General features: G+C 66.1%; 24 protein-coding genes and 1 pseudogene. 10 read left to right on the plus strand and 15 right to left on the minus strand.

Features of this window, described 5'->3' with window-relative positions; all coding sequences use genetic code 11:
• The first annotated feature begins 1 nt into the window (after position 1).
• The gene (locus GD429_RS34185; protein WP_152863838.1) at positions 2-835 is read left to right on the plus strand and encodes an ABC transporter permease; all 834 of its coding nucleotides are present in this window, start codon (positions 2-4) and stop codon (positions 833-835) included.
• A gap of 37 nt (positions 836-872) precedes the next feature.
• Here the strand turns inward: GD429_RS34185 and GD429_RS34190 are convergent, their stop codons facing one another.
• From GD429_RS34190 to GD429_RS34205, 4 genes are all read right to left on the minus strand, one after another.
• Positions 873-1,295 carry a hypothetical protein gene (locus tag GD429_RS34190; RefSeq protein WP_152863840.1) on the minus strand — a complete coding sequence of 141 codons (423 nt, stop codon included), beginning with the start codon at positions 1,293-1,295 and terminating at the stop codon, positions 873-875.
• A 101-nt stretch (positions 1,296-1,396) separates the two neighbouring features.
• Positions 1,397-2,455: a permease gene (locus GD429_RS34195; protein WP_152863842.1), complete on the minus strand. Its 1,059-nt coding sequence runs from the start codon at positions 2,453-2,455 to the stop codon at positions 1,397-1,399.
• Positions 2,452-3,579: a tRNA 2-selenouridine(34) synthase MnmH gene (gene mnmH, locus GD429_RS34200; RefSeq protein ID WP_152863844.1), complete on the minus strand. Its 1,128-nt coding sequence runs from the start codon at positions 3,577-3,579 to the stop codon at positions 2,452-2,454. The genes GD429_RS34195 and mnmH overlap by 4 nt, the downstream gene beginning before the upstream one ends.
• A gap of 64 nt (positions 3,580-3,643) precedes the next feature.
• On the minus strand, positions 3,644-4,597 hold the full coding sequence (locus GD429_RS34205) for a LysR family transcriptional regulator (protein ID WP_152863846.1): 954 nt from the start codon (positions 4,595-4,597) through the stop codon (positions 3,644-3,646).
• A gap of 165 nt (positions 4,598-4,762) precedes the next feature.
• Between GD429_RS34205 and GD429_RS34210 the strand changes: the two genes are divergently transcribed.
• Complete coding sequence (locus tag GD429_RS34210) at positions 4,763-6,184, plus strand: M20 family metallopeptidase (protein ID WP_152863848.1); 1,422 nt, start codon at positions 4,763-4,765, stop codon at positions 6,182-6,184.
• Between the two features lie 35 nt (positions 6,185-6,219).
• Complete coding sequence (locus GD429_RS34215; protein WP_152863850.1) at positions 6,220-7,506, plus strand: MFS transporter; 1,287 nt, start codon at positions 6,220-6,222, stop codon at positions 7,504-7,506.
• Between the two features lie 73 nt (positions 7,507-7,579).
• Here the strand turns inward: GD429_RS34215 and GD429_RS34220 are convergent, their stop codons facing one another.
• Positions 7,580-8,632 (minus strand): NADP(H)-dependent aldo-keto reductase, encoded by a 1,053-nt coding sequence (locus tag GD429_RS34220; protein ID WP_152863852.1) that lies wholly within the window; start codon positions 8,630-8,632, stop codon positions 7,580-7,582.
• A gap of 189 nt (positions 8,633-8,821) precedes the next feature.
• Complete coding sequence (locus GD429_RS34225) at positions 8,822-9,259, minus strand: PaaI family thioesterase (RefSeq protein WP_152863854.1); 438 nt, start codon at positions 9,257-9,259, stop codon at positions 8,822-8,824.
• A gap of 176 nt (positions 9,260-9,435) precedes the next feature.
• Between GD429_RS34225 and GD429_RS34230 the strand changes: the two genes are divergently transcribed.
• Both GD429_RS34230 and GD429_RS34235 read left to right on the plus strand, forming a co-directional pair.
• Positions 9,436-9,924 carry a winged helix-turn-helix transcriptional regulator gene (locus GD429_RS34230; RefSeq protein ID WP_152863856.1) on the plus strand — a complete coding sequence of 163 codons (489 nt, stop codon included), beginning with the start codon at positions 9,436-9,438 and terminating at the stop codon, positions 9,922-9,924.
• 330 nt (positions 9,925-10,254) lie between these two features.
• Positions 10,255-10,878 carry a phospholipase D family protein gene (locus GD429_RS34235; RefSeq protein ID WP_105393102.1) on the plus strand — a complete coding sequence of 208 codons (624 nt, stop codon included), beginning with the start codon at positions 10,255-10,257 and terminating at the stop codon, positions 10,876-10,878.
• A 150-nt stretch (positions 10,879-11,028) separates the two neighbouring features.
• Here the strand turns inward: GD429_RS34235 and GD429_RS34240 are convergent, their stop codons facing one another.
• A complete protein-coding gene (locus GD429_RS34240) occupies positions 11,029-11,256 on the minus strand; it encodes a hypothetical protein (protein ID WP_152863858.1) in 228 nt (75 codons plus the stop codon).
• A gap of 108 nt (positions 11,257-11,364) precedes the next feature.
• Between GD429_RS34240 and GD429_RS34245 the strand changes: the two genes are divergently transcribed.
• Positions 11,365-11,604, plus strand: coding sequence for a diguanylate cyclase domain-containing protein (locus GD429_RS34245; protein ID WP_415748970.1), 240 nt, complete (start codon positions 11,365-11,367; stop codon positions 11,602-11,604).
• A 64-nt stretch (positions 11,605-11,668) separates the two neighbouring features.
• On the opposite strand, the gene GD429_RS34250 is transcribed toward GD429_RS34245, so the two are convergent.
• The 5 genes from GD429_RS34250 to GD429_RS34270 form a co-directional block, all read right to left on the minus strand.
• The gene (locus GD429_RS34250) at positions 11,669-12,142 is read right to left on the minus strand and encodes a VOC family protein (protein WP_152863860.1); all 474 of its coding nucleotides are present in this window, start codon (positions 12,140-12,142) and stop codon (positions 11,669-11,671) included.
• A gap of 165 nt (positions 12,143-12,307) precedes the next feature.
• A complete protein-coding gene (locus GD429_RS34255) occupies positions 12,308-12,847 on the minus strand; it encodes an aspartyl-tRNA synthetase (protein WP_152863862.1) in 540 nt (179 codons plus the stop codon).
• 183 nt (positions 12,848-13,030) lie between these two features.
• Positions 13,031-13,264 (minus strand): hypothetical protein, encoded by a 234-nt coding sequence (locus GD429_RS34260; protein WP_152863864.1) that lies wholly within the window; start codon positions 13,262-13,264, stop codon positions 13,031-13,033.
• Positions 13,265-13,465: 201 nt separating this feature from the next.
• Positions 13,466-13,774: a phosphatidylserine/phosphatidylglycerophosphate/cardiolipin synthase gene (locus GD429_RS34265; RefSeq protein ID WP_152863866.1), complete on the minus strand. Its 309-nt coding sequence runs from the start codon at positions 13,772-13,774 to the stop codon at positions 13,466-13,468.
• 62 nt (positions 13,775-13,836) lie between these two features.
• A complete protein-coding gene (locus GD429_RS34270; protein ID WP_152863868.1) occupies positions 13,837-14,220 on the minus strand; it encodes a VOC family protein in 384 nt (127 codons plus the stop codon).
• A gap of 86 nt (positions 14,221-14,306) precedes the next feature.
• Here GD429_RS34270 and GD429_RS34275 point away from each other — a divergent pair, with 86 nt between their 5' ends.
• Positions 14,307-15,050: a DUF695 domain-containing protein gene (locus tag GD429_RS34275; protein ID WP_152863870.1), complete on the plus strand. Its 744-nt coding sequence runs from the start codon at positions 14,307-14,309 to the stop codon at positions 15,048-15,050.
• A 461-nt stretch (positions 15,051-15,511) separates the two neighbouring features.
• Here the strand turns inward: GD429_RS34275 and GD429_RS41395 are convergent, their stop codons facing one another.
• Positions 15,512-15,793, minus strand: a complete 282-nt coding sequence (locus tag GD429_RS41395) for a hypothetical protein (RefSeq protein ID WP_227791949.1) — start codon at positions 15,791-15,793, stop codon at positions 15,512-15,514.
• 118 nt (positions 15,794-15,911) lie between these two features.
• Here GD429_RS41395 and GD429_RS41400 point away from each other — a divergent pair, with 118 nt between their 5' ends.
• Positions 15,912-16,199, plus strand: coding sequence for a hypothetical protein (locus tag GD429_RS41400; RefSeq protein WP_227791950.1), 288 nt, complete (start codon positions 15,912-15,914; stop codon positions 16,197-16,199).
• Between the two features lie 86 nt (positions 16,200-16,285).
• Here the strand turns inward: GD429_RS41400 and GD429_RS34285 are convergent, their stop codons facing one another.
• Complete coding sequence (locus GD429_RS34285; RefSeq protein ID WP_152863872.1) at positions 16,286-16,684, minus strand: hypothetical protein; 399 nt, start codon at positions 16,682-16,684, stop codon at positions 16,286-16,288.
• A 311-nt stretch (positions 16,685-16,995) separates the two neighbouring features.
• Between GD429_RS34285 and GD429_RS34290 the strand changes: the two genes are divergently transcribed.
• Positions 16,996-17,460 (plus strand): plasmid fertility inhibition factor family protein, encoded by a 465-nt coding sequence (locus GD429_RS34290; RefSeq protein ID WP_152863874.1) that lies wholly within the window; start codon positions 16,996-16,998, stop codon positions 17,458-17,460.
• A gap of 95 nt (positions 17,461-17,555) precedes the next feature.
• On the opposite strand, the gene GD429_RS34295 is transcribed toward GD429_RS34290, so the two are convergent.
• Entirely contained in the window at positions 17,556-18,071 is a 516-nt protein-coding gene (locus tag GD429_RS34295; RefSeq protein WP_152863876.1) for a GNAT family N-acetyltransferase, read from the minus strand.
• A 343-nt stretch (positions 18,072-18,414) separates the two neighbouring features.
• On the opposite strand from GD429_RS34295, the pseudogene GD429_RS34300 reads away from it, so the two are divergent.
• Positions 18,415-18,546 (plus strand): annotated as a pseudogene (locus GD429_RS34300) (IS256 family transposase); the annotation flags it as partial.

Below are 18,546 nucleotides of genomic sequence, written 5' to 3' on the forward strand. Positions count from 1 at the left end.
CATGGACGTGCGCAACTATTCCGCTGCCGCACCTTCGGCACCGCCGCGCGAGTCACGCTTCGCGATCGCGATGCCGGCGAACGCAACCAACTGGGTCGCCGTATGGCGGCGCAACTATCTCGTCTGGCGCAAGCTTGCGCTCGCGTCGATGTTCGGCAATCTTGCCGATCCGATGATCTATCTGTTCGGGCTCGGTTTCGGGCTCGGCCTGATGCTCGGCCATGTCGACGGCGTGTCGTATATCGCGTTCCTCGCGGCCGGCACGGTCGGGTCCAGCGTGATGATGTCCGCGAGCTTCGAGTCGATGTATTCGGGCTTCTCGCGGATGCACGTGCAGCGCACCTGGGAAGCGATCATGCATACGCCGCTCGCGCTCGGCGACATCGTGCTCGGCGAGATCGTCTGGGGGGCCAGCAAGGCCATGCTGTCGGGGGTCGCGATCATGTTGGTCGCGGGTGCGCTCGGCTATGCGCAGTTTCCGTCGATGCTCGCGGCGCTGCCCGTGATTGCGCTCGCGGGCCTCGCGTTTGCCAGCGTCGCGATGATCGTCACGGCGCTCGCGCCGTCCTACGACTTCTTCATGTTCTATCAAACGCTCGTGCTGACGCCGATGCTGCTGCTGTCGGGCGTGTTCTTCCCGATCACGCAGCTGCCGCCGGTCGCACAGCACGCCGCGCATGCGCTGCCGCTCGCGAACGCGGTCGAGCTGATCCGGCCCGCGATGCTCGGCCGGCCCGCGACGGACGTCGCGTTGCACGTTGCGGTGCTCGCCGGCTATGCGGTCGGCGGATTCCTGCTGTCCGCGTGGCTGTTCCGGCGGCGGATGATGCGCTGACAGCCGGCGCACCGGGCGCCGGCTTCGTGCGACGACGTTACTCGTCGTCGTCGCTCCACGGAATCTCGACGTCGGTCAGGAACGCGACGGTCGCGAGCGGGCCGCCTTCCTGGCGGCCGAGCTTGCCGTCCGCGCGATGCCATTCGACGCGGAACTGAGTGCCCGGATCGTCGGCGACCAGATAGACCGAGCGCAGTTCTTCCTTGTCGGCTTCGTCCACCGGGCCGTCGAACGACACCAGCATCTTCTGCGGCCACAGGCCGTTGACGGGATCGTAAATGCGGTCGCCCTGCGGAATGTCGATGCTGGCGTCTACGCCGATCGTTGCCGAGGCCTCGATGATCATCGTGCCGAGCGCGTGCAGCACGGCAGTCGCCCGCGCGGAATTGGCCTGGCGGATCGCGAGATCGCCGCGCGTCAGCGCCTTTTCGAGTCGAGGATGGATCTTCGGTTGGGTCATGCGTTTTCCTGTTTGCTTCTTGTAAAGGGCGCCGCACGCGTGAAGCCGCGGCGCCGGATGAATATGACGATCGCGCCCGCCCGGCGCGCCGCTCGCGCCCGTCAGAACCCGAACGCGACCGCGAGCAGACCGCTCACGACCCCGAACACGACGACGAGGGTCGAGACGATCGCCAGCATGTAGGGCTTGAACGAACGCGCGAGCATCGCGAGCGACGGCACGCTGATCGGCGGCAGCGTCATCAGCAGCGCGGCGGCCGGGCCGACGCCCATGCCGAGCGACAGCATCGCTTGGATGATCGGCACCTCGCCGGCCGTCGGGATCACGAACAGCATGCCCGCGACCGCGAACGCGACGATCCAGCCGAGATGATTGCCGATGTCCGGGCCGATATGCGGGAACAGCCATGCGCGCGCGGCGCCGAGCAGCAGCACGAGCACGATGTATTCCGGCACGAGCCGCACGGCCATGCGCGCAAGCAGCTTCATCCAGCGGGCGAACGGATTGCCGGCCGCGGCCTGCTCGGCCGCCAGCGCGGCGAGCTGCGCATCGTCGATGCTGCGGTCTTCAGGGCGAGCAATGCGGTTCAGCAGATAGCCGATGCCGAACACCATCGCGATACCGAGCACGAGGCGCAGCGCGCTCCAGTGCCAGCCGAGCACGAAGCCCATGAAGACCAGCGCCGCCGGGTTCAGCACCGTGTTGCCGAGCCAGAACGCGACCGCGCCGCCCGGCGACGCATGGCGCGCACGCAGCCCCGCGACGACCGGCGCCGCGCAGCACGTGCACATCATCCCGGGCAGCGACAGCAGGCCGCCCGCGGCGACGCTGCCGAAGCCGGTACGACCGAGCACGCGCGCGACCCAGTGCGCGGGCAGCAGCGCCTGCACGGCCGACCCGAGCAGCAGGCCCAGTACCATCGCCTGCCAGATCGCCTTGCCGTACGCCCACGCGTAGTCGAGCGCAGCCTTCAGCGACGGCTCGGGCGCGGCCGCCGACGTGCCCATCAGGATCGACTGGCCGATCGAATGGTGCTCGGCGGCAACGAACGCCTTGTTGTAGTACGGGAACCATTTCACATAGAACAATCCCGCGACCGCGATCAGCAGGAAGGTCATCCAGCCGAGGGCCGGATTGGGTTGGGTGCGTGTGGTCGTCATCGTGTAGTCGTCGATTGGTTTTTATCGGTTTCGGATTGCGCGCCTGCCGCAAGCGCGGCCGACGCGGGCAGCCCGGCCTGCGCGAGTTGGGTCAGCAGCGTGCTTGCCTGATCGCGCACGTCGGCCGCGTTGGGCCGGAAAGCGAACGTCAGCGCCCGGTTCGGCTTGCCGTACGCCGCGCGGTAGGTGCGCGCATAAGCGGGATCGTAATGCTTGTCGATCAGCGTGGAGAACAGTTCGGCCCGCGCGTTCGCATCGATCAGCGCGTTCCAGTGCGCCACCTCTTCGCGGCTGTGCAGGCCGATCAGCCGATGGAGCTGCGCCTTGAACGCGGCCGGTTCGTCGAACAGGTGGCCGTAATCGTCGAGCAGGAACGCGATGCGCTCGTCGTGCGCCGCTTCGACCTGCACCCACGGCCCCGCGTGAAACGCGTCGATCAGCGCGATCGGCAACTGCACGAGCCCGATCTTGCGGCTTTCCGATTCGACAAACACCGGCCATTCGGGGTCGAAACGTCCGAGCGTTTCGACAAGCCCCGAATCGAACCCCTTCTGCGACGGCTGCGGCGTGCCCGGCAGCGCGCCGAGCAGCGAGCCGCGATGGCACGCGAGCGCCTCGAGATCGAGTGTCTGCGCCCCCGCGTCGCGCAGCGCGTTCAAAAGGCGCGTCTTGCCGCAGCCCGTGTGGCCGACGAGCGCGATATAGCGAAAACGCGTCGGCAGCGTGTCGAGCGTCGCGCATACCGAGCGGCGGTACGCCTTGTAGCCGCCGTCGAGCTGGCGCGCCTGCCAGCCGATCAGGTTGAACCAGGCCGTCATCGAGCCCGAGCGCTTGCCGCCGCGCCAGCAGTAGATCAGCGGCCGCCAGTTGCGCGGACGGTCGGCGAACGTCGTGTCGAGATGGCGCGCGATGTTGCGCGCGACCATCGCCGCGCCGACGCGGGTCGCCTCGTAAGGCGACACCTGCCGGTACATCGTGCCGACGAGCACGCGCTCTTCGTTGCTGAGCACGGGCGCGTTCAGCGCGCCGGGAATATGGTCCTCGGCGAACTCGAGCGGCGTGCGCACGTCGATGATCTCGTCGAACTCGCCGGCGCGATCGAGGGTGACAATCAGGTTCTTCAATTTGGCGTCGAACAGGGGCGATGCGGCTCGGTGAGCCGCATGGGCGCGGAAGGCGGATTGGCGATTATCTCACGGGCCGGCGTCTCGGTCCGCGCGCGGCGGCCGGCGGCGACGATGCAACCTGCATCGCGTCGATCAGATGGTCGCGGAACGCCCGTACCGACGCGGGCAGATCACGCCCCGCCATCGTCTGCACCTGGATGCTGCGCTCGCGAAGCTGCGGGTTCGTCACGGGCACGACGACGAAGCCGTCCGCATCGAAGCGGTCGCGCACCGACAGCAGCCCCGTGAACATCACCGCGCCCGTACGCCGCGCATAGCCGTACATCGCCGCCGTGTTGTTGCTCGTCAGTTCGGGCTCGAGCAGCAGCCCGTCGAGCGCGCACGCGATGTCGATCAACTGGCGCACCGTCGTGCCGGCCTCGGGCAGCACGTGCGGATGCCGCGCGACATCGGCAAGCGACACCGCGTCGCGCGCCGCGAGCGGATGGTCGCGCAGCACCAGCGCGAAGATCGGCGCCCGCTCGGTGTGCTCGACGCGCACGCCCTTCTCCGGCGCGAGGCTGAAGGTCAGCGCGATGTCCACGTCGCCGTCACGCACGCGCCGCGTCGCGTCCGCCGGCGACACGACCCACACGGAGAAATCGACGCCCGGGTGGCGCGCCTTGAAGCTCGCGAGCGCGCCGGGCAGGAAATCGATCGCGAACCCCTCCGAACACGCGATCTTCAGCAGGCTGCCATGCAGCGCGTCGAGCCCGCCGATGTCCTTCATCACATGTTCGGCCTCCAGCAGGCTGCGCTGCGCGAAGGCCAGCAGCCGCTCGCCGGCCTCCGACAACGCCATCCCGCGCGGCCGGCGCTCGAACAGCGGCGCGCCGAGCTCGCCCTCGAGCTTCGCGATCTGGCGGCTGATTGCCGACACGGCCACGTGCAGCCGCGCGGATGCGTCGCTGATCGAGCCGGTGCGCGCCACTTCGACGAAATACCGCAGCGCCAGGCCATGCAGGAAAGCCGCCATCGTTCTGTCTCCGCGCCGTTCCCGGCCGCGCTGCCTTGCCTTTTCGGCAAAGGAAGGTTCGAAATTCGATCATTGTGACAAAAAAAACGGCTTTCTAGAATCGATCGCACTTCACGCTGCACGCGCGATCCGCGCACGCCGCCAGCCCGACAGAGGAGACCCGACTTGAGCCGTACCGCCGCCATCCAGCACGCGCTGAACCAGTTCGAATCCGGTGCGTTCTTCACGACCCTGAGCCGCCGCGTCGGCCTGCGCACCGAAAGCCAGGAAAGCGGCACCGGTGCCGCGCTGCGCGCCTACCTCACCGACGAGATCGCGCCCGAGGCCGCGCGCCTCGGCTTCACGTCGCGGATCGTCGACAATCCCGTCGACGGCGGCGGCCCGTTCCTGCTCGCGTCACGCCACGAGGACGACGCGCTGCCGACCGTGCTGATCTACGGCCACGGCGACGTCGTGCGCGGCTACGACGCGCAGTGGCGCGCGCCGCTGTCGCCGTGGACGCTGACGGCCGACGGCGACCGCTGGTACGGCCGCGGCAGCGCCGACAACAAGGGGCAGCACACGATCAACCTGGCCGCGCTGGCGAGCGTGCTCGACGCGCGCGGCGGCCGGCTCGGCTTCAATGCGAAGCTGCTGATCGAGATGGGCGAGGAAACGGGGTCGCCGGGCCTCGACGCGCTGTGCCGCCAGGAGCGCGATGCGCTCACGGCCGACGTGCTGATCGCGTCCGACGGCCCGCGTATTGCCGCCGCGCGCCCAACCGTGTTCCTCGGTTCGCGCGGCTCGGTGAACTTCAAGCTGAGCCTGCGCGCCCGCGACGGCGCGCATCACTCCGGCAACTGGGGCGGGCTGCTGCGCAATCCGGCGATCGTGCTCGCGCATGCGCTCGCGAGCCTCGTCGACGCGCGCGGCGCGATTCGCGTCGCGGGGCTGCGCCCGCCGCCGATCCCGGCCGCCGTGCGCGACGCGCTCGCCGATCTTTCCGTCGGCGGCGGCCCCGGCGATCCGGCGCTCGACGCCGGCTGGGGCGAGCCCGGCCTGTCCTCGGCCGAGCGCGTGTTCGGCTGGAACACGTTCGAGATCCTCGCGTTCAAGGCCGGCAACCCGGAGCACCCCGTCAATGCGATCCCGCCCGTCGCGTATGCGCACTGCCAGTTGCGTTTCGTCGTCGGCACCGACTGGGAAGCGCTGCATGCGCACCTGCGTGCGCACCTCGATGCGCACGGTTTCGGCGACATCGAGATCGACATCGATCGCGGCGCACCGGCGACGCGCGTACCGCCGGACGATCCGTGGGTCCGCTGGGCCGTCGCGTCGCTGGCGCGGACCACCGGCAAGAAGCCCGCGATCCTGCCGAACCTCGGCGGCACGCTGCCGAACGAAGTGTTCGCCGACACGCTCGGGCTGCCGACGCTGTGGGTGCCGCACTCGTACCCGGCGTGCTCGCAGCATGCGCCCGACGAGCACCTGCTCGCGAGCGTCGTCAGCGAGGGGCTGCAGATGATGGCCGGCCTCTTCTGGGATCTCGGCGACGATGCGCCGCCCGTTCGCCGCGCGGCGCCCGCCGCGGCCGGCGCCGCCCTGTAACGCGCTTCGCCCCTTTCTCGGGACCTGCACACACGATGAATACGACCACCCTGACCTCGCAGGAAGCCGCCCGCCCCAGCGCCGCGAAGATCCGGCGCATCATCTTCGCGGCATCGATCGGCAACGCGCTCGAATGGTTCGACCTGATCGTCTACGGCTTCTTCGCGGTGACGATCGCCAAGCTGTTCTTTCCCGCGACGAGCGAAGCGACGTCGCTGATGCTGACGCTCGGCACGTTCGGGCTGTCCTACCTGATCCGGCCGATCGGCGGCTTCGTGCTCGGCGCGTACGCGGACCGCGCGGGCCGCAAGGCGTCGCTGCTGCTGTCGATCGCGATGATGATGGCCGGCACGCTGCTGATCGCGCTGATGCCGACCTACGCATCGATCGGCATTCTCGCGCCGCTCGGGATCATGCTGTCGCGGCTGATGCAGGGCTTTTCCGCGGGCGGCGAATTCGCGAGTTCGACCGCGTTCCTCGTCGAGCACGCGCCGCAGCGGCGCGGTTTCATGTCGAGCTGGCAGTTCGCGAGCCAGGGCCTCGCGACACTGCTCGCATCGGGCTTCGGCGCGCTGCTGACGTCCACGCTGACAACCGCACAACTCGAAAGCTGGGGCTGGCGCGTACCGTTCCTGTTCGGTCTCGCGATCGGCCCGGTCGGGCTGTACATCCGCCGCTACGTCGACGAAGGCGTCGAGTTCAAGACTCAGGCACGCTCCGAAGCGCCGGTGCGCGAACTGTTCGCGGACCAGAAGTTGCGGCTGCTGCTGTCGATCGGCGCGCTGGTGATCTCGACCGCGGTCAACTACATGGTGCTGTACATGCCGACCTATGCGATCAAGCAGCTCGGGCTGCCCGCGTCGACGGGCTTCGCGGCGACGCTCGCGACCGGCTTCGTGCTGACGCTCGTCACGCCGGTCGTCGGCCATCTGTCCGATCGCACCGGGAGGATCCGCATGATGGCGGTCGCGGCCGTCCTGATGCTCGTCACTGTTTGGCCGACGTTCGCGTGGCTCACGCGCCACGCGTCATTCGCGACGATGCTCGCCGCGCTGGTCTGGATCGGTGCGATGAAAGCGATGTACTGCGGCGCGCTGCCGGCGCTGATGGCCGAGCTGTTTCCGTCGCAGACGCGCGCGACGGGCCTCGCGGTCAGCTACAACACGGGCGTCACGCTGTTCGGCGGCTTCGCGCCGTTCGTCATCACCTGGCTGATCAGCACGACCGGCAACCGGCTGTCGCCGGCGCTCTACCTGATGGGCTGCGCGCTGCTGAGCCTTGCCGCGCTGTTCGTCGCGCGCACGCGGCTCAAGATGCGGTAACGCAACCGACGACGGCGCAGGCGCCGCCGATGCGGCCCGTCGCGGCATCGCTGCCGCGCGGGCCGCACGCCGTTTACGGCGCCGGGTTCGGCTGCAGTTCGTGCAGCGCGTCGATCTCGGCGAGGATCTCGTCGGACAGCTTCACGTCGATGCTGCCGATGTTCTCCTTCAACTGCTCGAGCGACGTTGCTCCGACCAGGTTGCTGCGCACGAACGGCCGGCTGTTGACGAACGCGAGCGCAAACTGCGCGGGCGACAGCCCGTGACGCTTCGCGAGCGCGACGTAACGCGACGTCGCCTCGACGGCCTGCGGTTTGCTGTAGCGCTGGAAGCGCTCGAACAGCGTGATGCGCGCGCCGGCCGGACGCGCGCCGTTCTCGTACTTGCCCGACAGCCAGCCGAATGCGAGCGGCGAATACGCGAGCAGGCCGACGCCGTCGCGATGCGTGAATTCCGACAGCCCGTTCTCGAAGGTGCGGTTCAGCAGGCTGTACGGATTCTGGATGCTCGCGATGCGCGGCAGCCCGAGCTTCTCGGCCGCGCGCAGGAACTGCGCGACGCCCCACGGCGTTTCATTCGACACGCCGATTGCGCGCACCTTGCCGGCTTTCACGAATTCCGCGAGCACGCCGAGGGTTTCCTCGATCGGCACCGTGTACGCATCGTCGACCCACGGATACGCGGGACGGCCGAACGTCGTCGTGCTGCGATCGGGCCAGTGCAGCTGGTAGAGATCGACGTAGTCGGTCTGCAGCCGCTTGAGGCTGCCGTCGAGCGCCTCGGTCAGGTTCTTGCGGTCGAACTGGTTGCCCTCGCCGCGAATATGGCGCGGGTTGTGCGGCTGCCGCGCCGGGCCCGCGATCTTCGTCGCAAGCACGATCCGGTCGCGCTGCGCGCGATGCTGCGCGAGCCAGGTGCCGATGTACTGCTCGGTGCGCCCCTGCGTATCGGGCTTCGGCGGCACCGGATACATCTCCGCGGCATCGATCAGCGTCACGCCCTGCGCGATCGCGTAGTCGATCTGCTCGTGCGCGTCGCGCTCCGAATTCTGTTCTCCCCACGTCATCGTGCCGAGACCGACCAGGCTGACCTCGATGCCCGAATCGCCGAGTGTGCGGTATTCCATGCTGTTCCTGTCGCGTCGGTGGAAAGCAGGAACGCTATCACATTGAAGCGAGCGCTTCAGACGCGCGCCGCGTGCGCTTACAGGCGGCCTTCGGCGCTGCCATGAACGCCCGGGCGCGGACGACGGCCTTGCAACCTGCATCGCACGACGCGGCCCCCGCCTGCAACCGGCCCCGCCTGCCGCCGTTCGTTACTGAGGCCGCTGAATGAAGCAGGTCGCCGACGCATGCGCGACGATCTTGTCGTCCGGCGTCTTCAGCGTGCCCTCCGCGACGCCCAGCGAACGCGACAGGTGAATCACGCGCCCTTCCGCGACCAGGTCGACGTCGCGCGGCACCGGCCGCAACATCTTCACGTGCAGATCGACCGTGCCGTAGCCGACACCCGCGTCGAGCATCGAATGCACCGCGCAACCCGTGACCGAATCGAGCACCGTCGCGGCGAACCCGCCGTGCACGCCGCCGAGCGGATTCAGGTGCCGACCATCCGCCCGCGCCGAAAACTTCACATAACCGAGCTCGACATCCAGCGGACGCATCGGAATCGTCTCGGAAATCGACGCGAGTGGCGCGTCGCCCGCCATTGCGGCGCGCAGCAGATCGAGACCAGACAGGGAAAGCGGATTCATCGGGTTGTCTCCGGGTTGAAAGCGCGTCGCCGCGCGAGTAAGTTCTGAATTGGAACTTATTATCGACAACGATACCTTCCGTTGTCAACGCAGCCGCGCCCGTTGCAACCGAAGGCGGGTTCTATAATCGAACCCGCTATTTCGCTGAACCGCCGCAAGACGCACGAGACTCGACGATGAAATGGGATGACATCGGCACGCTGAACTGTTCGGTCGCGCGCACGCTCGCCGTGCTCGGCGACCGCTGGACCATGCTGATCCTCCGCAACGCGTTCCTCGGCTGCCGCCGCTTCGACGCGTTCCAGGCACAGCTGGGCCTCACCCGCCATGTACTGGCCGAACGCCTCGCGCGGCTCGTCGACGAAGGTGTGCTGGTCAAGCGCGCGTATCAGGAGCGCCCGCCGCGCTTCGAATACCGGCTGACGGAAAAAGGCCTCGACCTGTACCCCGCCCTGCTCGCGCTGATGGCATGGGGCGACCGCTGGAAGGACGACGGCCAGGGGCCGCCGGTGCAGTTGCGTCACCGTGCCTGCGGCCAGTTGATGCATGCGGTTACCGTGTGCTCGGCCTGCGGTGAACCGCTCGACGCACGCGACGTGCAGCCGGAGCCTGGGCCCGGATGGATCGCGCCCGACGAAGCCGGGGCGCCTGCGGTCGACGACTGACGCGCGGCGCGCGCATGCCTGCGTGACGCACTCGAGCCGCGTTTTGCACGCGTGCTTCTGTCACGAGCCGCACCAAGCCCGCTCGACTGCACTCGTGCATTGCTCGCACGCCGATGTCCCGCAACGGCACGCGCAATCGCACACCGTCGTCGGCAACATCCATCGATCGACCTGATCGCACACGCAGATGCCTCGCAACGCAACTTTGCGTCATCGCCTCCACCGCCAGCGATCGTCGCGCGGACAATCCATTCGCATCCGCGCGTGACCGCGCCGCCGCGTCTGCGTTACACTCACGGCCCGCTGTCTCGAAATTGTTCGCTGTCCAAGATGTTGTCGCGCAATCGCCTCGCCGCTGCCTGCCTCGCCGCCTCCCTGCTCGCTACACCGTTCGCCGCCTTCGGCAAGACGCAAAGTGAATCGCTGCTTCAGCAGGCGATCGACCTTGTGTCGCGATGGCTGCCGGCGCCTACCCACGAAGCACCCGCGACGCAGGTTGTCGAATCGGCGTTCTCGCCCGACGGCGGCGCCGAGGCACTCGTGCTGAAAGCGATCGGCGCCGCGCGCAGCTCGATTCGCGTCGCCGCCTATTCGTTCACGTCGCCGCCCGTCACGCGCGCGCTGCTCGCTGCAAAGCGACGCGGCGTCAATGTCGCCGTGGTCGTCGACGACAAGGGCAACCGCGCGAAGAGCAGCAAGCAGGCACTGAATCTGCTCATCAACGCAGGCATCCCGACGCGCACGATCGACGCCTATGCGATTCATCACGACAAGTACCTCGTGATCGACGCCGAACACGTCGAGACCGGTTCGTTCAACTACAGCGCGTCGGCGGCCAGCCGCAATTCCGAGAACGTCGTCGTGGTGTGGAACAATCCGCAACTCGCGTCACGCTACCTCACGCACTGGCAAAGCCGCTTCGACCAGGGCACGCCGTACCGCTCCAGCTACTGACGCACGCCGCGCTTTCGCCCGGCTCTCGACACCTCGCATTCGATCCGCCGCGCTACAGATGATCGTCGAGCGTGGCGCGAGGATCAATTCGGCCGAATGGCCAGCACACCGCGTCACGCATCGAACGACACGCGCGACGGTCCGCCGCGCTCAATGGATTTCGGGCAGCCGCCCGGTCGCCGCACCGGCCTGCGTGGTCGGCGCACAGCGGTTCGCATGCCCGTCCACGCCGCTTGCCGACGACGTCGACATGCCGTGAGCGCCACCCGGCAGCGCGTTGCTCACGCAATCCGTGCTGAATGCAAGTGTGTTCTGAACCATCGGGTAAAGGAGATACAGCGCAAACGCGAGATACCCCGCGTACAGGATTCGAACCATGGTGCGATGGGATGCGATGAACGATTGTCTTCGCCCTGTTTACGGCACCGCGACGCGCACCTTGAGGCATCGCGCAAACGATTCCGCATCGGGACGCAACGCAGGCCCATGGCGCCCGCTTCTCGCCGTACCTTCACCGATCCGGCCGACGTAGCCGAGCCGGTCGAACGCGTGACGGAAGCGCTTGCGTTGCGCAACACGGCCGACGCACGCGGCTACGCGATCCGGTTCAGCGTCGGGAACGTCGCCTACGATCCCGCGCGCCATCGCACGGCGGCCGACCTGCTCGCATCGGCCGACCACCGGATGTACGAGCACAAGCAGCACGGCAAGACGGCCGGCGCCTGACCGCGGGCGAACCGGACGGGCGCATGCCGCCGCCCCGCCGTTCAACCGCGGTTACCTGGCCGCGTCAGCTTCCGCACGGCGGCGCGCTGGCCATCGCCTCCGCGATCTGCTCGGGCGTCAGGTCGCGCTGATGCGTCGCGAGCGACCAGCGATGCCCGAACGGATCCTCGACCTGTCCATAACGATCGCCCCAGAACATGTCGGCGGCCGGAATCGTCACAGTCGCGCCGGCCGCGACAGCCTTCGCGATCGCCGCATCGGTATCCGGCACGTACAGGTGCAGGCAGACGGCAGTGCCTTTCAGCGCCTTCGGCCCGAGCGCGCCGTGCTCGGGCATTTCATCCACCAGCATCAGTGTCGAATCGCCAATCGCGAGGCACGCGTGCGCGAGCCTGCCGTCAGGCATCGCCAGGCGAAACTGCTCGCTCGCATCGAATGCGCGCTTGTAGAAGTCGATGGCTGCGGCTGCGCCGGCGCAGATCAGGTGCGGCGTCAGCGTGCGCATCCCTTCCGGGATCGGTTTGACGGACGTGGACATGGGTGTCGCTCCTTCAGTCGGTTGTCGTATCGGGAAACGGGACGGACGCGCAATGCGCACGCCTCCGATACCACGACGGATGAACCAGACGGAAATCGACACGGCGCTCGACATTTTTTGTTTTCATGAGTGCCGGGTCGTTCAGGTCCCGCTCATCGGGCGCAATCAGCCCGCTCGGTCGGCCCGGTCGTCCTGCCCGCCAAACTGCCGGCGACACGCTTCCAGCAACCCGGCCACCGCGTCGAGCGGGAGATCGGCAAACCGGGCGATCGGCAGCATCACGCCGCCCGGCACCTTGGTGCGCGACGAATGCGCCGAGAACTGGTAGCCGATGTAACTATTTCCGGCGACGCTGATGATCCGGAACTCGGTGACGTCGCGCCATTGCGTGACGGGTCTTTCGCGTGCGGAGCCGATCAGCCTGAAACCCGTTTCGTCGACATGCAGCGCCATCTTGCGTCGCGACGAGACGAAGAAAGCGACACCCGCCAGCGCCAGCAGCACGGCCAGCGCCGCGACCGGCCAGAGCGTCGGGGCGGCCGCATAACCGCACAGGCTCGCCGCGGCCAGCACCGCGCACGCGATTGCCCTTCTTCTCAGGCTCCGGCCGTCGACCGCCAGCGTTACCGGCAACCGGCCGATGACCGTTCCCGCGACGGGATCGACGTGCTGGTCGGAATCGTTCGTTTCGCGTTCGTCGTTCATCGTTCAATTACTCGCATCGACGGCAATCGGCACATCGAGATCGGGCGCCATATCAAGGCTCCGCGAACGAACCGGAAGACAGGGATTGGCGACGGGAAATCGTTGCGGTCGAGAACGTCGTGCGTTTCCGTGCCCCCACAATCTTTCGTTCGCAGGGAACGGGCACCGTTCAGTCGGCACCGGTCAATTGCACACCTTGACGGTGCCGTTGGTCGTGCATTGACCGACAGCCCAGTGACTCTGCCCTGCCAGCTGAGGCGCCAGGCCGATGCCGCGAATCGGCGCTGCCGGCGACGCCGCCGGAACGGCTGCGGTCTCGGGCGACGGCTGCACGGGCGCCGGCCCGGACGCGGTCTGGCAGGCAGCAAGCACCAGGCAAAGCGCGGATGCCAGCGGGGCGATGACAGGTCTGGACATGGTCTCGTGCGCGTTTGCGCGATTCGCTTTTGGTACCGGGCCGCCGCAAATCCCGCGGCCCGTCAAACCGTTCGGTGCGGCCAGCAATGCAGCACGACGGTTATTCGATATTACTCCTCGCGTTCGACGTTGTGCGAGCAGCCTTTCGGTCAGGTGCCGCAATGCGGCGGCGCCCGCTATCGCCAGCACGCGTCGTTCCGGTCAGATCTGCGGAAGATCCCGTAACGTGCGCGACTCGCTCGTCGCATCGATGTCGAGCTCGATGCCTTCCGACGCATCGCGATACAGCACGCGTTTCAGCCTGGGCCCGATCGCGGTGGCATCCGATTCCGAGAAGATCGCGCGGACATCGTTGCCGGACGCGAGTGCGCGCGCCACTTCCGCCACCGGCGCCTCGCTCGGCGCCGCCGCCCACGATCGGTCGGCGGGATTCACGGCCGCCCAGCGCACGTGCGTCACGCGCGCGCTGAGCGGATCGATTCGAACACCATTCACCGCAAACATCGACATCGGAATCTCCTTCGAATTTTTTCGCGGCCCGCTTTTGCAGCCCGTCGCGCATATGCGCCGGGTCACGGACAGCCCCAGATCTCGCATACGTTACCCGCAGGGTCCGCCACGGAAATCGCCACCGTGCCATCGCCGTAGTCCCAGTCGTTCAGGATGCCGACACGGTGCGATTCAAGTTGCGCAACGGCTTCCGAGACGTGCGCCACTTCGATTGCCAGCGCGATCCCATGGCCGGTCGGACGAAACTCCGGATACGGAAACTCACCGCCCCTGCCCGTATGAACTGTCAGCGTCGCGCCGTGCACGACAAAACGATGCCACGGATTGCCCTCGGCCGACACACCGTCGGAATGCACCGGCAGCGCAAGCGCCGACCGATAGAAATCAACCACGGCCCGATAGCGATCGTATTCGACCGGCACCAGGATGCTCAGACTCGCGATCATGTGCACCTCTCCGGCGAACGCGATTTTCGATGATACATTGGGACGCTTTGCAACCGTCAACAGACATTCGTGTACGGGAGAAATACATGACCGACGCCTGGGGAACCTTCCCTGCCAGAATGGGCGACCATCAGGCTTTCATCAGCTTCAACCACAGCTTTGCGGAAATCTCGGAAAGCGATCCGCGCACGTCGCTGCTCAGCGTGCGCGTCCCCTTCGCGCATCCGACGCCCGAAGGCCTGCCGACCGGCGACGAGTTCGCCGATCTCACGAAGATCGAGGATCTGCTCGACGCCACGATCGCCGCGAAAGGCGGTGTCCAGGTCGGCCGCATCACCGTCGACGGCAACCGGGATTTCCTTTTCTACGTGCCGTTCGACGAAGAGGCGGCGGCGGAGCTCGTCGATTCACTGGCCGAACAGACAACCTACGCGCTGCAGTACGCACACCAGGACGATCCGGACAAGGAAGCGTACTGGCAGACCCTTTACCCGACCGACGACGACTGGCAGATCATGCGCGACATGCGCGTGCTGGATGCGCTGCGGCAGAAAGGCGACGCCAGCGACGTGAGCCGGCGCGTGATGCACTGGGCCTACTTCCCGGACCCGAGCGACGCACACCAGTTCGCGGACTGGGCCGAAGCGAAAGGCTATCCGGTCGAATCGGTCGCGCCGACGGAAGACGGCAAGTCGGCCGTACGTTTCTCGCACGAAGGCACGATGGCGCTGGCCGACATCACGCGCCATACGATCGCGATCAATCGCGAGGTACGTTCGCTCGGAGGTGAATACGACGGATGGGAAACCAGCGTCGAACAGGCTGGCTGAGCGGGTCGACATGCCCGCTGCGCGCGACGCGATGCAACGCGTTCGGTGCAAAAAACATCCCGGCAGCGTTGCTGCTCGCTGCCGGGATCAAGGCATCGCCAGCCGAAACCGGCGATGGGCCTGAGGGTTCGCTCAGGCACGAGGAAAGCGATTCGTGCGGATCAGGCGAACGGATGCCGGGGTGCGCGTGGTTCGATTGCGCAGCCTGCCGAACGCCTGTCCGGTTCCGCCGACGCAGCTCTGCGGCGTCGGACGGGCAAAAAGCCCCCGCTCCTGCGCGAGCGAGCGGGGAAACGGTTGACCGGGCCGGGGAAGAACGGTCAACCGGCCGAATTGTGATCGCGGGTCGCGCGACGGTCTGTGCGGCAACTTACCCTTTGCCAACAATGTGGCGGCATCCGGCAGGTCCGCAGCCGCCTGGCGTCACGGTCCGAGCGCGACACCTGCGGCCGGCGCGGGCATCACGCGATGACAGGCGACAGCGCCACCGCCCCGGCCATCATCACGCCGTCGGCCGCGAGCGTGACAGGCGTCGCGAGTACGCGAACGGCCTTGCCCGCCGTCGTGATGCGGTCGGTCATCTGACTCGCGTACGAATGGGCAAATGACGACCACGTCTTGCCCTGCGCGAAACCGTCGGCCAGATAGCGCGAACCGTCCAGCGCGCCCTTCATCTTCGGATCGCAGCGTCCGTCCTTCTTGAAGCCGTCCGCCAGCGCGCGATCCCGATCGTCGCAGGTCATCTCGACGCGGTGAAGGTCGAACTGGGATCTGCCCGAGATCGTGCTGCCCTGCGCGACGAAATCGCAAAGCGACGTCTTGGATCGACTCCCGGTACGACGACGCCAATACGGAGTCGAAATGCTCGGGCATATCGAAGACGTAGTGATATTTCTTGCCGAGCACGACAAATTTCTTGCCGTCCTCGCTAATGAGGAATCGGTCGACGGTCGCTTCGTATCTGCGGTTTTCGAACCCTGTCGGACCGGCAGCGGCAATGATCGCGCCGGTCGTCAGCAGCGCTCTTCCTTTCATGTTTGGAGTTCGATTTTGTTTTTTGTTCAGGTGGACGTTTTCGGACCCGGCCCAGTTTCCGGCAAGTCGAGGGTGATGTCAAAGCAGGATTATTCTATTTTTCGAGTGCCGTGATTTCGGCTTCATTTTCTTGTGGCGATTTTCGTGAAACCATGTTTCGCGAACGCAATAACCTGCATCAGGACAACCCGGTTTCGTCATCAGGGCGAGCCGCTGAAAAACCAATCGACGACCATATCGATCCAGTCGACCTCGCTGACGATTTCAACGATGGTTTCGCCGACGATTTCGGCAGTCGATGGGTCTGTTGCCGCGGCGCCTGCCGAGGCAACCGCGTTTGCCTTCGCAATTTCGGCAGACGGGCCGGACCTCGGGTCGGCAAGCCGGTCCAGCCAGTCGACGATATTTGCACGCGCATCTTCTTCATCGGCGAAGTCGTTCCGCTCGAGAAAGCGATCGAACACGATCCACGCGAGCGTCTTGCTCCGCGAATCGGATTCCAGTTTCCAGTCGACAACACCGGTGCGGCCGGACTCCCTGATTTCGAGCGTCGCTGTGAAACAGTAGTCGAGATATTCGATTTCAAGTCTCGACGACATGGTTTTCTGCAGTCAATCTGCCCTCTCTGTTTTTATGATGATCCGCGCCTGCACGGTTTCGCAATGCCGTATGAATATTGCGTGAATTTTGCGCAGCGCGTCCTTTCCGCTGGAAGTATCGCGATATTCTCGAAACCTGTCGATATCGGCCACCGACGCATGATCGCATCCGCTTTGCCAACCGTTCCTGCTGCGCTTCCGGTTCCGCAGTGAATCGTTCCGTTTTCCTGATCCGGTATCGACCTGCTCCGCTGTCGTAATTGCGCTGCTAAACTCCGGCCACCGAGACCGCTTGCGCCACCAGAGGAAAAATGACACTCGCCCGCGCACAACTGAATGGCGTAGACGTCTGGATTATCCAGCTTCCCGGGCACGTCCCCTATGCCTATACGCATCTCAAGCGGGTATTCTCGTCCGACGACTCGCGACATCGGGTCGTGACGATCGACCTGAAGAAGTTGCTGACCTGCGCCGATCGCGACACGACGGACTACGTGCTGCCGTCGGTTCAGTACTGGGCGCCCGGAAAAGCCGCGGGGATTCGCGAATTCCTCGATCCGGACCAGGACAAGATTCCGGACATGCCGCTCATCACGTTTCGCGTGACGAGAACGCGAACGCTGCTCGGCATCCCCGGCCTGTCGAAAGTCGGCGTCGCGTCATTCCGCAACGGCCAGCATCGCGCACGCTATCTTGCCTATGCAGGCGCGACGACCCTGCCCGTCGAGGTGCACGAGACGGAGGCCGATTTGCTCGTGCGGTATTGCGGCGAGTGACGGACGAGCAGATGCGGCTTCTGCCCGGCGCGACTTCGTAGCGGCCGGGAGTAGTTGCATATCGGGCGACCGTTCGGTTGTATTCGGGCAAGCGCCTAGGCCCGTATCGCGTAGATCCGGTCGGCGACCTCCGTCTGGCCGATGCGGCTCGTTTCGATACCCGCCAATTTCCAGCCGTTGTGCTCATAGAAGCCGATCGCGCGCGCGTTGCCGTCCAGCACCGACAGATAGACCTTGTCCACGCCGAGCGTTCGGGCCCATGCGCGAACGGCTTCGATCATGCGCCTGCCTGTACCGCTTCCGTGATGCGAAGGATGGACATGCAGGCAGTCAAGCAGCACGCCGCGCACCGGATCGACCGGGCGTTCGGCACTGACGAAGCCGACAGGTTCGCCATCGGACTCGGCGATCAGCACGAGGCCCCACTCTGTTTCATTGCGATCGAGATATTTCCGCCACCGCACCGCGTGTTCCGTCGGCACCTCGTCGGACAGATAGGCCGCCGGGAGGATATGGCTGTATGCGGTTTGCCAACTCAGGGTGTGCAGGCGAGCGATGAGGGGCGCGTCGTGCGCTGTCGCGGCACGTAGTACGGTCCGGATTTCCGGCATGGGTGGTTACTCCTTCCGCTGGTTCTCTTGATCGGAATGTCTCGTCGCAAGATATACCGTTCTTTGCGGTATGCGAAGCTCGCCACGAGCCGGGTGCGATAGCGCTGCGTGAGTGCGGCGCACTTTTCCGATTCAAGCGCGCCGTAAACGAAAAAAGCCTGCTCGCGCAGAACGCGAGCAGGCAAGAAAACGGATCAGCATTCGAGGCACGAGGGCTGTCCAGGGAAGATAACGGCACGGCGCGTGTAAACCTTAGCCGAGCAGGACGCGCCGCTCGCGAAGGACCTATCCGTCATTTCGTGGGCGGGGCATATCATGAGGTATAAAAGTCATGGATATGCCGATGAAGAAGAAGAGGCAAACCGTAGCGCGTCAGGCAGCGGCCCGCGGGCCGCTGCCTGAGTTGCCCAAGGAACTGCTGGACCAGTTGGTCAAGGGGCCGATGACGCCGACCGAGGTTCAGGATCTGATGCTG

The organism is Burkholderia sp. BE17, from assembly GCF_009362305.1.
Taxonomy (GTDB): domain Bacteria; phylum Pseudomonadota; class Gammaproteobacteria; order Burkholderiales; family Burkholderiaceae; genus Burkholderia; species Burkholderia pyrrocinia_C.

What these genes read in the sequence shown, in the direction of transcription:
- GD429_RS41400 (WP_227791950.1), top strand. Translation starts at nt 15,912, where the DNA reads ATGCTCGGGCATATCGAAGACGTAGTGATATTTCTTGCCGAGCACGAC.
- GD429_RS34245 (WP_415748970.1), top strand. Translation starts at nt 11,365, where the DNA reads ATGGCGCCCGCTTCTCGCCGTACCTTCACCGATCCGGCCGACGTAGCC.
- GD429_RS34240 (WP_152863858.1), bottom strand. Translation starts at nt 11,256, where the DNA reads ATGGTTCGAATCCTGTACGCGGGGTATCTCGCGTTTGCGCTGTATCTC.
- GD429_RS34190 (WP_152863840.1), bottom strand. Translation starts at nt 1,295, where the DNA reads ATGACCCAACCGAAGATCCATCCTCGACTCGAAAAGGCGCTGACGCGC.
- GD429_RS34205 (WP_152863846.1), bottom strand. Translation starts at nt 4,597, where the DNA reads ATGGCGGCTTTCCTGCATGGCCTGGCGCTGCGGTATTTCGTCGAAGTG.
- GD429_RS34290 (WP_152863874.1), top strand. Translation starts at nt 16,996, where the DNA reads ATGACACTCGCCCGCGCACAACTGAATGGCGTAGACGTCTGGATTATC.
- GD429_RS34235 (WP_105393102.1), top strand. Translation starts at nt 10,255, where the DNA reads ATGTTGTCGCGCAATCGCCTCGCCGCTGCCTGCCTCGCCGCCTCCCTG.
- GD429_RS34250 (WP_152863860.1), bottom strand. Translation starts at nt 12,142, where the DNA reads ATGTCCACGTCCGTCAAACCGATCCCGGAAGGGATGCGCACGCTGACG.
- GD429_RS34220 (WP_152863852.1), bottom strand. Translation starts at nt 8,632, where the DNA reads ATGGAATACCGCACACTCGGCGATTCGGGCATCGAGGTCAGCCTGGTC.
- GD429_RS34265 (WP_152863866.1), bottom strand. Translation starts at nt 13,774, where the DNA reads ATGTCGATGTTTGCGGTGAATGGTGTTCGAATCGATCCGCTCAGCGCG.
- GD429_RS34275 (WP_152863870.1), top strand. Translation starts at nt 14,307, where the DNA reads ATGACCGACGCCTGGGGAACCTTCCCTGCCAGAATGGGCGACCATCAG.
- GD429_RS34255 (WP_152863862.1), bottom strand. Translation starts at nt 12,847, where the DNA reads ATGAACGACGAACGCGAAACGAACGATTCCGACCAGCACGTCGATCCC.
- GD429_RS34215 (WP_152863850.1), top strand. Translation starts at nt 6,220, where the DNA reads ATGAATACGACCACCCTGACCTCGCAGGAAGCCGCCCGCCCCAGCGCC.
- GD429_RS34195 (WP_152863842.1), bottom strand. Translation starts at nt 2,455, where the DNA reads ATGACGACCACACGCACCCAACCCAATCCGGCCCTCGGCTGGATGACC.
- GD429_RS34285 (WP_152863872.1), bottom strand. Translation starts at nt 16,684, where the DNA reads ATGTCGTCGAGACTTGAAATCGAATATCTCGACTACTGTTTCACAGCG.
- GD429_RS34270 (WP_152863868.1), bottom strand. Translation starts at nt 14,220, where the DNA reads ATGATCGCGAGTCTGAGCATCCTGGTGCCGGTCGAATACGATCGCTAT.
- GD429_RS34225 (WP_152863854.1), bottom strand. Translation starts at nt 9,259, where the DNA reads ATGAATCCGCTTTCCCTGTCTGGTCTCGATCTGCTGCGCGCCGCAATG.
- GD429_RS34295 (WP_152863876.1), bottom strand. Translation starts at nt 18,071, where the DNA reads ATGCCGGAAATCCGGACCGTACTACGTGCCGCGACAGCGCACGACGCG.
- GD429_RS34230 (WP_152863856.1), top strand. Translation starts at nt 9,436, where the DNA reads ATGAAATGGGATGACATCGGCACGCTGAACTGTTCGGTCGCGCGCACG.
- GD429_RS34260 (WP_152863864.1), bottom strand. Translation starts at nt 13,264, where the DNA reads ATGTCCAGACCTGTCATCGCCCCGCTGGCATCCGCGCTTTGCCTGGTG.
- GD429_RS34185 (WP_152863838.1), top strand. Translation starts at nt 2, where the DNA reads ATGGACGTGCGCAACTATTCCGCTGCCGCACCTTCGGCACCGCCGCGC.
- GD429_RS41395 (WP_227791949.1), bottom strand. Translation starts at nt 15,793, where the DNA reads ATGACCTGCGACGATCGGGATCGCGCGCTGGCGGACGGCTTCAAGAAG.